13 protein-coding genes and 1 pseudogene are annotated in these 13971 nt (G+C 56.6%); 8 read left to right on the forward strand and 6 right to left on the reverse strand.

Annotated features, from left to right (window positions below):
- Positions 1–280: 280 nt before the first annotated feature.
- Positions 281–478, forward strand: a complete 198-nt coding sequence (locus Q0955_RS10425; RefSeq protein ID WP_065322024.1) for a hypothetical protein — start codon at positions 281–283, stop codon at positions 476–478.
- Positions 479–684: 206 nt separating this feature from the next.
- Positions 685–1215, forward strand: a complete 531-nt coding sequence (locus Q0955_RS10430) for a uracil-DNA glycosylase family protein (protein WP_082626229.1) — start codon at positions 685–687, stop codon at positions 1213–1215.
- Positions 1216–1365: 150 nt separating this feature from the next.
- Here the strand turns inward: Q0955_RS10430 and Q0955_RS10435 are convergent, their stop codons facing one another.
- The 6 genes from Q0955_RS10435 to Q0955_RS10460 form a co-directional block, all read right to left on the reverse strand.
- On the reverse strand, positions 1366–4599 hold the full coding sequence (locus Q0955_RS10435) for a DEAD/DEAH box helicase family protein (protein WP_299424017.1): 3234 nt from the start codon (positions 4597–4599) through the stop codon (positions 1366–1368).
- Positions 4596–5771, reverse strand: coding sequence for a restriction endonuclease subunit S (locus Q0955_RS10440; protein WP_299424019.1), 1176 nt, complete (start codon positions 5769–5771; stop codon positions 4596–4598). Before Q0955_RS10440 ends, Q0955_RS10435 begins: the two co-directional genes overlap by 4 nt.
- Positions 5772–5791: 20 nt before the next feature.
- On the reverse strand, positions 5792–7834 hold the full coding sequence (locus Q0955_RS10445; protein WP_299424022.1) for a class I SAM-dependent DNA methyltransferase: 2043 nt from the start codon (positions 7832–7834) through the stop codon (positions 5792–5794).
- Between the two features lie 78 nt (positions 7835–7912).
- Positions 7913–9616 (reverse strand): N-6 DNA methylase, encoded by a 1704-nt coding sequence (locus Q0955_RS10450; protein ID WP_299424024.1) that lies wholly within the window; start codon positions 9614–9616, stop codon positions 7913–7915.
- A gap of 10 nt (positions 9617–9626) precedes the next feature.
- The gene (locus Q0955_RS10455; RefSeq protein ID WP_299424027.1) at positions 9627–9899 is read right to left on the reverse strand and encodes a DUF4258 domain-containing protein; all 273 of its coding nucleotides are present in this window, start codon (positions 9897–9899) and stop codon (positions 9627–9629) included.
- A gap of 86 nt (positions 9900–9985) precedes the next feature.
- Positions 9986–10903, reverse strand: coding sequence for a GIY-YIG nuclease family protein (locus Q0955_RS10460; protein ID WP_299424029.1), 918 nt, complete (start codon positions 10901–10903; stop codon positions 9986–9988).
- Positions 10904–11381: 478 nt separating this feature from the next.
- On the opposite strand from Q0955_RS10460, the gene Q0955_RS10465 reads away from it, so the two are divergent.
- From Q0955_RS10465 to Q0955_RS10490, 6 genes and pseudogenes are all read left to right on the forward strand, one after another.
- The gene (locus Q0955_RS10465) at positions 11382–12260 is read left to right on the forward strand and encodes a zincin-like metallopeptidase domain-containing protein (RefSeq protein ID WP_299424032.1); all 879 of its coding nucleotides are present in this window, start codon (positions 11382–11384) and stop codon (positions 12258–12260) included.
- Positions 12257–12436: a hypothetical protein gene (locus tag Q0955_RS10470; protein ID WP_299424034.1), complete on the forward strand. Its 180-nt coding sequence runs from the start codon at positions 12257–12259 to the stop codon at positions 12434–12436. Before Q0955_RS10465 ends, Q0955_RS10470 begins: the two co-directional genes overlap by 4 nt.
- Positions 12437–12885: 449 nt before the next feature.
- Positions 12886–13194, forward strand: a complete 309-nt coding sequence (locus Q0955_RS10475; protein WP_299424037.1) for a hypothetical protein — start codon at positions 12886–12888, stop codon at positions 13192–13194.
- Positions 13191–13394 carry a hypothetical protein gene (locus Q0955_RS10480; RefSeq protein WP_299424039.1) on the forward strand — a complete coding sequence of 68 codons (204 nt, stop codon included), beginning with the start codon at positions 13191–13193 and terminating at the stop codon, positions 13392–13394. Before Q0955_RS10475 ends, Q0955_RS10480 begins: the two co-directional genes overlap by 4 nt.
- Positions 13391–13579, forward strand: a pseudogene (locus Q0955_RS10485) (hypothetical protein); the annotation flags it as partial. The gene Q0955_RS10480 and the pseudogene Q0955_RS10485, both read left to right, overlap by 4 nt.
- Positions 13580–13601: 22 nt before the next feature.
- On the forward strand, positions 13602–13883 hold the full coding sequence (locus Q0955_RS10490; protein WP_299424042.1) for a hypothetical protein: 282 nt from the start codon (positions 13602–13604) through the stop codon (positions 13881–13883).
- Positions 13884–13971: the final 88 nt, after the last annotated feature.

Raw genomic sequence — 13971 nt, forward strand, 5'->3', positions numbered from 1 at the left:
CCGAAAGCCGTTTGGCTGCAACGAGATTTTGAGGTCCTCGGCCATTCTGATGCGTTACGACGTAGCAGTCGATTTTGTAGTGCCGAACTCAGATCCTCAACGCCGTGTTTCTGATTGCTGAACATAAGCGGGCAGCCGTAGCAGGCGCGGTGCAAGCCCCGCTTCAACAAGAAAATTCCCCTGCGCCAGCGCATTCCTCGCGAGACAAGTTTCTCGCTGACAGCCCCTTGGTGCCAGCTTTGGTCATGTTCATCGAAACACTCAAAGTGAGGATCAAAAGATGGCTACTCAAACTCTGAAACTGAACGTCAAATCCGGCGAAAAAGACGGCAAGAACTTCTGGGACCGCTGCGGCGTGCTCTTCGTCAACACCGACGACAGCGGCAGTATCACTTCGATCAACGTCAAACACAGCATGTTCCCCGACGTCGAAATGGTCGCCTTCCCGCGCCGCGATGAAGATCCGGTCACCGAGTGACCTTAACGCCAGGGCGGGTTTCCCGCTCTGGCTTTCTTCTGGGGCGACAGAACTAAGCTGCAGTTCGGCTTTCAGGTGAAATTTCGTGGGCATGGCCGATTGATTTCTGCCGTATTCACTTCGCTATCGGCTGGACTGTAAGGACGTATTCGCACCACGTCGCCGGTGCCCTTGGGTTCCCGATCATGGTCAGCTAGGCTTTCGAGATGTGTAGGAACGCCGCTGATTTCAGATTTGTCGATGTACATCCAAGAGTACTGCTGGTCGGGGCTTGTCCTGGACGTGAAGAGGAACGGGACGGAAGGCCTTTCGCAGGGCAGTCCGGTCAAAATCTTGAAATCATGCTGCGACGCTTGCAGGTCCTGCATCCGCTGGTTTTTCCATCGCCGCAACTAGATGCCTACAGCTTAGTCAATGCACATTCACTGCCAAGATATCCCGAGCGCGAGGGATATGATGGGAGCACGCAGCCACGCAAACAGGACGTTCTGGCACCCGAGAACCGAGCTAGGCTCATTGCCCGTTTGCAGCGCGTTCAGCCCGAAATCATCGTTTACCTGGGAAAGGCGGCACAGTTCGCCCACGAAGTGTTTGAAGAGCATATTCCTGACATAAGAGCCTACCGAACAGGGCACCCATCAACCCAAGCCTGGAATACTCCGCGCCAATATCGAGGCATGCCGCGAGAAGAAAAAATCCGCCGCTGGGCTGAAGACCAGTTCGCTGCAGTTGAGTGAAGTCGGCGCACGGCCCGAAGCGTGCGAAATTGGGCTGCCTCTGTTCTGAGGTCGAACTCCCGATAGGATCCCCGACGTCGAAATGGTCGCCCAGTGCCCGCTTCCCTTGGCGCATGTTTTTTGGGCCAATCGGCGCTGGAAGAGCTCGATTTACACATCTTCGAGCTCTCCAAGGTCGATATCTTTACCCGCTTTGATCAGATCGTAAATAAGGTTCGTAAGGATGCCGAGGCCTTGTTTATCTTCTTTGAGAAGATGCGTGGCCAAAGCGTTGTTCGAACTCATTGCACGCACCACCGCGCCTTGAACCGCGCCGGGAAGGCTTCCTTTCAACGCTTGGTCTTTAGAGTTTTCCTCAACTTGCGCTCTTACGATGCTGTTTTCACGGGTTATCGAAACGATTTGGTTTACAAAGCTTGCTTGGTCCTTGATCGGAGCGGCTTCACCAAAGATACCGTTCAATCGTTCGATCAACTCCTGTAGGTAGACAGGAAGCTTACCGGGCGCATTCGATCCGCCCGGTCCTGTGGGCTTCAAGTTTGGATCTGGGTCATCACCGTTTTTGCCCTGGTCATCGTTCTTTTTAATGTCGTATCCCGTAAGGGAAATGCCTCTGAGATCTACGTGCTCGGGAGGAATGCCATTGAGGCGGTTTGCCAGAAGTTTTGTGAAAGCGGCAAAATTCTCCATGCTGGGATCCCCCAGATCCAGCAATTGCGCGATGTATGTGTAGGTCCTGGAAAACCTAGCCAATCCCGACTTGAACTCCAGCATCCGGCCGATGCTCTCTTCTATTTGCATCCTTTCATGCTCGGCCTTTTTCGCCGAGGCATCGTCTCCTGCCTCGGTTGCCTTCAGGAATTCAACTTCGCACCGAGCGGCCTCTTCGCGGAGCGCTTTGAGGCGAGCGTTGAACAGGTCTGTCGGTCGTTGGGTGGCCGCAAACATCGCCTTGTGGTGATCTTCTTCACCGGTGTCGAAGGTCTTAGCGGTTTCAAAGCGCGCCACCTTGAACGCCTCGATGTCTTCGTCCGAGTAGATGCCCTGTTCGTCAAGGGTATCCTTCATGTCGTAGATGACATTTGGGTCTTGAACCTCGGTGATTTGCGCGCCGGAATCATATTTCTTGAAGGCCGCTCGGATCGCTTCCGGGTCATTGACGAAGTCGACGACGAAGGTCTCTTCCTTGCCTGGAAAAGTGCGATTGAGTCGCGACAGCGTTTGAACGATTTCGACCTCATTCGCGATCTTCTTGTCGACGTACATAGCGACGAGCTTCGGCTGGTCGAAGCCCGTCTGGAACTTATTGGCGACCAACATCACTCTAAATTCCGGCCTATCAAATGCGATCCGCAGGTCCTTGACCTCGACGCCCGTATTCATGTTGCTTTCAGTGAATTCCGCATCGTCGTCACAAACGAAGAGATCGCCTGAAATCTGCGCGTCATCGGAATGCATGACGTCTTTGCCGCTGAGCTTCCCCGAGAATGCGACCAACGCGCGAACGTCTTTGTACTGCGGGTTCGCAATGACAAAAGCATCGAAGGCCTTCTTGTAGCGAACAGCCGCCGCACGCGAGCTCGTCACAACCATTGCCTTCGCCTTTCCGTCAAGGAGAGGCGAGACGTTGTGCCGGAAGTGCTCCATGATGAACTGCACCTTCTGGGTGACGTTCGTGGGGTGCAGGCTCATCCATTTGGCAAGCGCTCGCTTGGCTGCCTTGCCGTCCACACGCTTTTTGTCTTCCAGTTCTTTTCCCAGATTGAAGGCGGTCTTGTATGAGACGTAGCCCTTGAGCACGTCGAGGATGAAACCCTCGTCGATAGCCTGACGCATCTCGTACTTATGGAAGGCACGCGGCAGGTTGTCCGGACCTGCCGGGCGGGACGTGTCCTGCGGCCGTCCGAACAACATCAAGGTCGAGTGTTTCGGTGTCGCAGTGAACGCGAAGTGGGACAGGTTCTTCGGCCGGGCGCGGCTTTTCTGGATCTCGGTCAAGAGCTCTTCGACCGTCATGTTCGCGGTGTCTTTGGCCGACGAAAGCGCGAGGGTCGCCTGCAGCTTCGACGCCGTGCTGCCGGTTTGCGACGTATGCGCCTCATCGATGATCACGGCAAAGCTACGGTCCTTCAGCGAGGTTTCCGTCAAGATCGCTTCCATGGCGTGCGGGAAGGTCTGAAGCGTCACCACGATAATCGGGACGCCTTTCAGCATCGCTTCTGTCAACTGAGCCGTCTTCGTCTTGGAGCTTGTTTCGCGGTCAATGGCAGCGATCATGCCCTTGCGATGGTCGATCTGCTGAACAGCGTCTTGCAGTTGGCCATCCAGCACGGTCCGATCCGTCACAATGATCACGGTGTCAAAGACGGCCTTACCGTCATCTTGGCGCAGCTTGGTCAGGTCGTGGGCAGTCCAGGCGATTGTCGATGTCTTGCCCGAGCCCGCACTGTGTTCGCAAAGGTAAGCGTGGCCGGGGCCTTTCTCTTTCGCGTCTGCGATCATCTTGTTGACCGCGTCGTGCTGATGGAAGCGCGGGAAGATCAGCGTTTCCTTGACCGACCAGTTGCCCTTCAAGTCCACGACATCCTTCTTCTCGACATAGACGAAGCTGTGGAAAATCCGCAGGAAGGCATCTGGCTGGCAAATCTCTTCCCAGAAATAGGCAACGGGGTATTCGCCGTCATCACGGGGCGGGTTGCCGCCTTTGCCGTCATGGCCACGGTTGAAGGGCAGGAAGAAGGTGTTCTCCCCCGCCAGTTTCGTCGCCATCCAGATCTCGCTATCAGACATCGCGAAATGCACGATGGCCCCGCGTTTGAACGTCAGCAGCGGGTGTTTGCGCCCGGTGGCTGGGTCCTCTGGCAGGCGGTCGCGCTTGTACTGCTCGCGCGCGCTTTCGGCGGATTGGGTGAAGTCGGTCTTGAGTTCGACCGTCGCGACGGGCAGCCCGTTGATGAAGAGGCCCAGATCGATCGCCAGCTCGCGGCCGGGGTGGTACTTCAGCTGGGGCACCACGCGCAGCCGGTTGGCGGCGTAGCGCGCGATGATCGTCTCGTTGCGCTGATCTTCGGGCGCGGCCTCGGACATATCGATCTGACCGCAGCCCGCGATGGAAAAGCCACGGCGCAGAACCTGAATGGTGCCCTGTTTTGCCAAGGCGGCGTCGAGGCGGGAGAGCAGCGTATCGCGGGCGCGCTCGCCGTTCAGCGCGACGAGCTTGTCCCATTTCGGCCCTTGGGTCTCTTGGATCCAGGCCTCCAGATCCTCGGTGTAGACGGCGGTGTCCTGGTCAAAGCCTTTGGTGTCGCCAAGTAGCCAGCCCTGGTCCGTCAGCTTTTTGACGATATAGGCCTCAAGGTGTTTTTCGTGGTGTAAATCGCTCATGCTGCGGCCCTCACATCAATCTTACCCGTCACTGCCGCCGTAATGAGCGCCGCGCGTTTTTCTTTTAAAAGCGCGATGGAGCGCTCGGTTTTTTCAATCAGGCCTTCGATGCGCGCTGTTTCGCGATCGATATGGCTGAGGATTTCATCCTGCTCTGGCAGTGGGGGAAGGCAAACGCGGATATCGCGGAAGTATTCCCAGTAAAGCCGCATGCGAAAATCGGCGATCCCTCTGGAGTATCTTCGTATTTCTTCGGCAGCGCTTTTTGTGTGCAATAGGTGCTCCAAAAACTTGGTTCTGAATTCAGCAATAGGCCGCGCGACAACATAGGCAGGACTAACCAATCCCGACACAGCCACGGCACCAAATGCGCCTTGCCACGCGCGCATCATGTTATAGACAAGGTCGCCCGGTTCAACACCTTGATATTTCGTGCGATCTTCGCTCAAGGCGACTTTGCGGTCACGCTCTTCATCGGACAGCTCGCCATCTGACACGCCGTTGTGGATCGACACGGAAAGCACGGGCAAATCCGGGTCTGGCTTTCGAAAAGCTTCGCGAAACAGCGTAGCGATGCGTGGCGCATCCCAATGCGCTGGGATATCGCCAATCCATTCCACCCGAGAGGATTTCATTTCGGCGCTTGGGTCCATGCCCTTTGTGACGGCGTGGTCGATGACGGCCGCGCGCTTTTCTTTGAGCAGCGCGATGAAGCGCGTCTTTTTCTCGACCAAACCGTCAATTTGGCCTGTCTCGCGGTCAAGGTAGTCGGCAATATCGGATTGATCATCTAAAGATGGGAAGTCAATCGCGATAGACCCAAGCTGGAATTGTGTGAGCTTATCTCTCGTCGAACCATTGATATATTTGGAGTAATCCACCTGGTTTAGAAAATAGACGAGATATCGGTCTTCGATCATCCGGCGGTCTGGACGCAAAATGTGAATGTGATTGTTGGGCCAAATCGGTCCTTCTGAAACGAATGCTACATCTTTGTCGCGCTCGAAGAAGGGTGCGCCATCTTCACCGATCAGAACGACGCGCTCGTCGATAAGCGCTTCATCAACGTAGTCGACGATGCGGTTGGCACCCCAATATGGAACATCGCCCTTGCGCTCGTCTCGTTCGGTGCCGTTCAGAGGAATTCTGATACGGTCCAGATTTTGTGTCATCCAACGGAGGTTTGCAGTTTTCATTCCGTCACCTCTGCCAAAGCTTCAGCGATGGACGCCTCGATGGCCTTCAGTTCCGCATCGATCTCGTCCAGATCGCGCGGCGGCACGTACTCGTAGAAATAGCGGTTGAAGTTGATCTCATAGCCGACAATCCCGATGTCGCCGTCGGTCTCGTCCACGAAGGTCTCGTCGATATAGGCGTCATGGGCGTGGGGCGTGACCTCGGTTTCGAGGTAGTCATGGATATCGGTGCCCATGGGCACGTTTTCGTAATCCGTCAGATCATCGTCGGGGATCAGGTTGCCCTTCTTGTCCTTCACCGGGTCCAGATCTTCATCCCGCACGCCAAAGGTCTTTTGAAACGCCTTGATCAGCGCGGCGTCGGCTTTGCCGAGGCTCGCGTCTTTTTTCGCGGCGGCCTTGGCAAAGCTGTCGATCCAGTGCCAATCATGGTCGGTGCCTGCATGCTCCGCCAACACTTCGCGCCAGCCTTGCCGCTGATCATCGGTGCGCTTTTCCCAAGCCTTGTGTTCGTCCAGCGCCTCGAACCCTGCATCTGACACAATGATCTTGTGGCGCAGCGGGCGCAGAACCTTGATGCGGCGATAGCCAAAGTCCTGCGCGTCGAGGATAAGGCTTTTCTTAGTCGGCTCGAAGTCGGCGTAAAGCTGAACGATATCGCGGATTTGGTCCTCCCCGATCTTGCGCCGCTTGTTGCCCTCGCTCTTGCGGAGCGGTTCATACATCTCGGTCGCGTCAATCAGCTGAACCTTGCCGCGCCGGTCAGCGGGCTTGCGGTTGGACAGAACCCAGATGTAGGTGCCAATGCCCGTGCGGAAGAAAATCTCGGTCGGCAGGGCGATGATGGCCTCGACCACGTCTTGCTCTAGCAGATGGCGGCGGATTTCGGATTCACCCTGACCAGCGTTGCCGTTGAAGAGGGGAGAGCCCGACAGCACGATCGCCGCGCGCCCGCCGCCCTTCGCGGGGTCTTCAAGCTTGCTGAGCAGGTGCAGCAGGAACAGCATCGAGCCATCGCTGACGCGCGGCAGCTTGGGGCCAAAGCGCCCCTCAAATCTCTGGTCGCGGTGTTCGCGCACGACGTCGGCCTGGTCCAATTCCCACTTCTTGCCAAAGGGCGGGTTGGAAACGCAGTAGTGGAATTTGTCGTGGCGGAATTTGTCGGCCGAGAGCGTACTGCCCAGCTTGATGTTCTGTGACAGGTCGCGGCCGGGGTCGGACTTGAGCGTCTTCAGAAGCATGCTCGCCAGACAGACGGCGTGAGTTTCAGATTCCAGTTCCTGGCCGTAGGGAACAAGCGTCGGGGCCGTTCCATAACGATCCTGCAACGACTGCACGTGCTCCATGCCGTCGGAAACAAAGCCGCCTGTGCCGATCGTCGGGTCATAAAGCGTGCGGATGATGCCGGGGTTGTCGATGAACATCTGGTCATCGGGTTCGAGCAAAAGCTCGATGCCCAGGTGGACCACGTCGCGGGGCGTCATGAAATCCTCGGCCGCTTCGTTCACCTCGGCCCCGAACCGGCGGATCAGGTGTTCATAGACGTTGGACATGGTCCGCTCGGGAACGGCGTCGGGATGCAGGTCGATGGCGGCGAAGTTCTGGCAGATCTTGTAGAGAACGCCCTTCTTGTCCATCTGGCTGATCGTGTTGATGAAATCGAACTGTTCGAAGATCACGCGGGCATTGCCGGAGAACTTCGCGATGTAGTCCTCAAGGTTCTGGCGGGTGCGGCCAGACCCGAGCGTTTCCAGGCTGTAGCTTGACGTGTTGTAAAAGGGGTAGCCGGTTGCCTGACGCAGGATGACATCGACGTCGAGCCCGTTTTCGACGGCCATTTTGTGCATTTTGGCGGCTTCTTCACGAGTAGGCTCAAGGACGCATTCCAGGCGGCGGAGAAGCGTGAACGGCAGGATGATCTTGCCGAAATCGACGTGTTTGAAGTTGCCCCAAAGGTCATCCGCGTTCTTCCAAATGAAGTCCGCGAGCGACGTGTGGGTGTTGTTGGCTTTTGCTGTGGTTGATGTCTGTGTGTTCAAGGTTCAGTCTCGTTCTGATTGGGTGCTGCACGCTTGGCGTGAAAATGAATTGAATTGGTTTGGGTTGGAGGCGGGAGGTCAGGGCATGTCTCGGTTCAGCTCTCTGCTAGGCCAGGAGCTTGTTCGCTCGGCTTCAATCTCGGCTAAGATTGTCTCGATCTGAGCATGCCGCTCTTGCCTCCGTTTGAATGTGAGTTCTGCACGTTCAGCTTCTTTTTCGGACGGGATTGGAACTCGGAAGGCCTTCAGATCTTTGATAGCGATGGATTGGATCCCTGAACCGCCAGCAAGTGTACGGAGTGCTTCAACAACAGTTGGGCTTGCCAGGTACTCATAGAGAACAACACCGGAAACTCCCCCGCGTTTTGGGCGCAGGATCATGAAGGATTGGCCTGCTGTCCAAAACCCATCTTCGTCACTTGTCGGCGCATCGGCGGGGACGAGGCCTGCCGTGCCGATCGTACCTTTCACGGACAGGATGACATCGCCAGGAAGCAACCGTTGGTTTCGAGCCTTGCGCATTTGCGCACGTTCTAGCGTCGATATTTTGTGCGGTTGTGTCAGGAGGCCGTGCTGGCTCACATCGGCGGGCGATGCTTCGAAGATAGTGAATTCGCCATCTTCTGCTTTGCCCAGACTTAGAGGGCGGATCAGTTCGACCGCATCTTGCAACTCAATCGTGCGCGAGCGCTCCAGAAAGCCTTCCAGCGCGACTGCCGCTGGCGGGAGCAGATACCGGTTGATGCTCAGGATGAAGTCTTTCTCTTTGATCTCCTCGAGTGAGACGTCCTTGGCGAAGGTTTCATCGGTTGCGGTGCTTTCCTCCAAGTAGCGGGCCCAGTTCGTACCGGGCAGTATTTCAGGGCGACCCCTAACTGTCCTTCCGGAGAAGCTTGGATGAGAAAGATCAAGCATTCTGACCTTGGAACCATCCATGTTGGAAGAGGTGAGAACCAAAACATCGGTGTCCATCATTGTGTTTGGGAAAATCATGCCGCCAGGAACCGCAAGTACGCCTTTCAGGCGGCCGGACGCAACGAGCGCTTCGCGCGCTAGGGGCTCAACGCCAACGCCTCGATACATTAGCCCGTCTGGAACACAGAGGATGGTTTGGCCGGTCGACTGTGCAAGCGCATCGGCTAAAGCGAGCACATCTTCGGTTAGGCGCTTTTTTCCCTCTTCCGCGTCTAATATCGCAAGTGTGCGTCGCGGAATCTGGCTGGTGTTCATGGGCTTGGATCCGAAAGGAGGAAAGGCCACTTCTGCTTCAAATTTGGTGGTATCTGTACGTGCGAGAGGATCGGCGAATTGGACCTGCAATTTGCACTCCAAGAGAACGGCAAGGCTTTGTGCAAAGCCACAAATGTCTCTATTTTGCGATAGGAAGAGCACTTCCTTGCCGCGTATTGCCAGCAAGAGTGCTGTGTGGAGGGAGGCCTCGAACGAGCAGCGTACGGAACTCGCGCTATCAACAAATTCTGCAAAGCGCTTTGCTGGTGTTTCGAGCAGCCATGGATCGTGCCGCCCATGACTAGATGCGATCAATTCGTCAATCGCGGACAGGCGCTCCGTAGGCGAAAGGTCAAGAAGTGCTCGAGTGGCTTCATCAAGAGCTTTCCCGCCTGCATGTTCACTTGCGGCCTCCAAACCAATAGGGGGGGACAACGAGTTTTCAAGGTTCAAACGGGATGCGCCGCTGAATGCCAAAATATGCGCTGCATTTTGGAGGCCGGACACTTCCCGCATAGTTGAGAGGAATTGCCACGGATTGAGCTTGGTCATTTTCAACCCCTTATTTTTTTGACGCCGGACGTGCGAAACTGCCCGTGTTGTATGTCGTCACCTGGCAGTCGCCCGCAACGACGACTGTGATCCCGCCCTTGCACTTGGCGCGCTCAAGGAGCTTCAGCGTTTGGCGAAGTTCGGCCGCGACTTCGTCGCAGTCCTTGCGGCGCAACACGATTTTGTCGCCTTCAAAAACGCCATGTTCCAACGCAAGGTCTACCATCTGCTTGTTGATGCCGCGCTGGTTCATTCTGCAATCCATGTGGTTTGTGACTTGCATCGACTTGCTCCTCTTGATGATAAAGAGATACGAGCTCCTGATTTGAAAATCAACCCCTTATTTTATATTTTTGTCGCGAGGCCCTGTTAGGGCGAGGCGCTAGCTTCAGCTTGTTGCCAGTCGTGATACGTCTGCTTCGAACCCTTGACCTTCCACTCCAGGCGTCCGTTGCTGTTTCGGTCCAGGACGACAGCAGCGGCGGCTGAAGGACTGTTGAATGACCAAGGTTTCGTGAAGCGGAGTTTTTGATTGCCGTCGGCGACCAGAGTGCCGTCGGATATGAGCTTTTCCTTCAAGCTGCCATAGCTTTGTTGGACATAGCCGGTCTCGGTGAGCGCCTCAGACCCTTCCAGTACAACAAATTCACCATCTTCCTCGACAGCGGTCGCTTTGACACCGCTCTTGTGGCGGATCTCAAACTGCACTTCACCTGCGGTTCGTTCGTCGACTGGCTTCGCTGTCTGTGTCACCGCGCGCGGTTGTGGCTTGAGCATATCCAGGCCGATTACGGGCAGGATGATCCGCAGGTTCGATAGAAACTGCTCCATGTTGGCTACGTCGGCCTCGGGCAATCGCCGCCTGCTGGTGTCCGGCTGCGTGCCATTGTCCAACGTGACGCGGCCTGCTTGGGCCGCTTGTTCAATGAGCCGCGCCTCCAGGTATTCCGCGTGCCCTTTGGAAAGGTCATCGTCACTTGTCGTGATGGTGATGGCCGTTTCCCAGAAATCTCTTTTGATCGCGCTTTGCTTGATCCTCTCAGCTACGGAATTTCCGGAGCCAATATAGGTGCGGGTTGCACCGGCTTTTTCGGGATCAGGACCCGATAGGATATAGATACCGGTCCGATCAACTTCTTCACGAGTGGTCAGGTCGCCGAAAGCTGAAGCGCCGCTTACAAAAAGCAAACCTGTCCAACCATGGATTGTCGCTTTTCGTAGCCCAGTTGGCTTTCCGTCGACGAGAAAAAGCTGGATTGTTCGACCGAATGAACCCTCTGCTGGCACGATTTTTCCCCTGAAAACATGATTCTAATAATTTCTTGTACAGCACACTTTAACCACGAAATTACATGATTGTCGTCCCGTCGGGACGGCTTTTGCAAACGGACTGCACCGGAGCTCAACGGGCTGTTGGCCCGCTCACCCCGATCCAGACATCATTCTTATCGCTTGGTCCGCCCAACATCCCTAACCGTGGCGGTCAACCTTAGTCCATCCCCAAAATCAGCCACCAATTTCCCCTGTCTCGCAGGCGAGCCATTCCTCGCGAGGCAAATTGGCGTCTGATTTTGGCGCAGACATTTTCTTCGCAAATGTGGCCGATTGACAGCCCCGTTCAGGGCCGTGGGTCGGGCTTTGCCCTCTCCCACTCTGTTCCGCCGAATACATGCGTATTCGGTCAGATCAGGTGGCCGAGGCGCAGCCCATCGGCGGAAGGGGGCGCGAAGCCTCACCCGCGTCACTTTGATCGAGGAGGCCACAAATGGCACCGAAGTTTGATGTTTATGCCCATGTCACCGACACTATTATTGCAGAGATCGAGGCGGGCACGCCGCCATGGCGCAAGCCGTGGACCGGGAGTGCGTCCGGCATTGCCCTGCCGACGCGGCACAACGGCGAGGAGTATCGCGGGATTAACATCCTGATGCTCTGGGTCATGGCGGCCAAGCATGGTTATGCGTCCAGCCGCTGGATGACCTACAAGCAGGCTCAAGAGCTGGGCGGCCAAGTCCGCAAAGGCGAAACGTCGTCGACCGTGGTCAAATACGGGACGTTCACCCGAGAAAATGAACTGGGCATTGAGGAAGAACTGCCCTATGCGCGAGCATACCGCGTCTTCAACGCGGATCAGATCGAAGGTTTGCCGGAAGACTACTACATCCGTCCCGAGGCCCCGCGCGATCTTGGCACTGAGGTTGATCCCGAGCTTGAGGCGTTTTTTGCTCGCACGGGTGCGGAGATCGTGACCACCGATGAGCCGCGAGCCTATTACAGCCCGGCCAAGGATCACATCCATATGCCGCCCGTGGCGACCTTCCTTAGTGCGAAAGGGTATTTCGCGACCCTTGCCCATGAATCAATCCACTGGACCGGTAGCGAAAAGCGGCTTGAGCGGATCAAGAAATTTGCGAACCGCGAGGCCTATGCCTTTGAGGAGCTGGTGGCGGAAATTGGTGCTTGTTTCCTTGGTGCTCAGATCGGCGTCGCGCCGGAATTCGACCAAAGCGCCGCCTATGTTGAAGGGTGGTTGAAAGCGCTCAAAGAAGACAAACGGGCGATTTTTCGCGCGGCGTCCGAGGCACAGAAGGCAGCCGATTTTGTCCTGGCAGCCGCAGGTCAATCGAAAGCGGCGGCAGCATGAACGGCCCCGCAATTCTACCCCCGATGACGTGCCGCAAATGCGGCGCGTCAAATCCGGTGATCTTTCTTGCGCCGGTCATCGTGAAAGGCAGTTGCACCTGCATTTGCTTGGATTGCGCAGAGGCGCGCAAATGGCTGGATCCTGACGGCAACTTGAAAGCCGGTGTTGAGCTTTGAGCACCTACGTCCCGCCTCATGTGGCGGGGCGTAGGCCTCGGGCGATGAAATGAGAAATTGAGGCCCGTGCTGCTGCGCACAGGCCGCTCTGAGAAACGGACTGTGCGGAGGATCGGCTGGCTTTCAGCCCGCTCACCTCCTTCAGGCTTCATTCAATTTGATTGGTCCGCCCAACATCCCTGTCGCGCCCCGTCAATGGGCAAGCGCCGCGCGGGCGCGTCGTCAAAGCCTGCAACCCGTGTCCTCGCGCGAAGGCGCGCTGCGGGCCGCACCAGTTGCTGGCTTCGACCCATTGACTGGCCGCTCCAGGGCCGTGGGTCGGGCTGTGCCCCCACCCACTCTGTTCCGCCGAATACATGCGTATTCGGTCAGATCAGATTGGCCGGTGTGCAGCCCATCGGCGGAAGGGGAGCCAAGCCCCAAACGCCGCACCCAAGAGGAGGCCACAAATGGCTCACAAATATCAGCCCCCGAAATTCTGGACCTGCGACTGTGATCGCACGACCGGCGGTCACATCATCGACGGGACCTATAGCACCTGCGTCTATTGCGGGAAGCATCGGCACGAGCTGAGGGAGATCGTTGTTCCGTCAGGTTTGGGCGGCGTGTTCTGTGTCGAGATCCTCAGCGTCGAGGATGATTGCGCCAAGGTGAAGGTGGTCAAAAGCTCGAACGGCTTTGACGCGCTGCCGCCCTTTACGGTGCCGTTCAAAGACATCGCCCCGCGTTGGAAGCACAAGGCGGGAGAAATCCGATGATCCCTGACTATCACAGCGATGATTTTGCGACGGCGCGTCTGGACGATACCGTCAGCTTGCGAAGCGCCGCCCGCGAGGCCCGCGCCACGCTTTACGCGGTGTTGAACCGGCTGGAACTGAATGATCTGGAAGGTGAAGAGCAGCCCTATATCGACGATTGTCTTGGGGCTCTCGCAATCCTTGAGGAGGCGTTGCGATGACCTTGGAAGACATCAAAGCAGCAATGGACGCGGGCAATCGCGTTCATTGGGTCAACAGCGGGTATGTGGTGACGCGTGATGACCTCGGGCAGTATCTCATCACCTTCACACGGAACGGGTCGGCTATTGGCTTGAACAGTCGGGATGGCACCTTCCTGAACGGCGAGCCTGACGAATTTTTCATCGAGGAAAGCGCCGAGGATTGCCATGAAGTATTCTGACATCAAGCAGGCGGCCCGAGAGGGCCGCGCCAGCGTGCATCTGCATGGGTTCTGCAATCTACCTGATGGGGGACAGGAGTATTGTGATGATCCAGCACTGATCGATGGCTGGGCGATCTATGTCCGGGTCGAGACCCCGGACGACCCGCAACAGCCCTTTGATCTACACGAGCTGCTCGATCATAAAACCTATGCCAGCGCCGAAGGCGCAGCCCGCGCAATAGCGCTGCAATTGCTTGGCGATGCTGAGGCGTGGAACCACGATTAGTGGTGCCATGCCTTGCGCATGGGGCCGGGCTTTGCCCTGCGGTCGCAGCCTATGGCTGCTCCAAACGGAATACAGACAGTTGATGCAA

Source organism: uncultured Shimia sp. (assembly GCF_947493595.1).
Classification (GTDB): Bacteria; Pseudomonadota; Alphaproteobacteria; order Rhodobacterales; family Rhodobacteraceae; genus Shimia.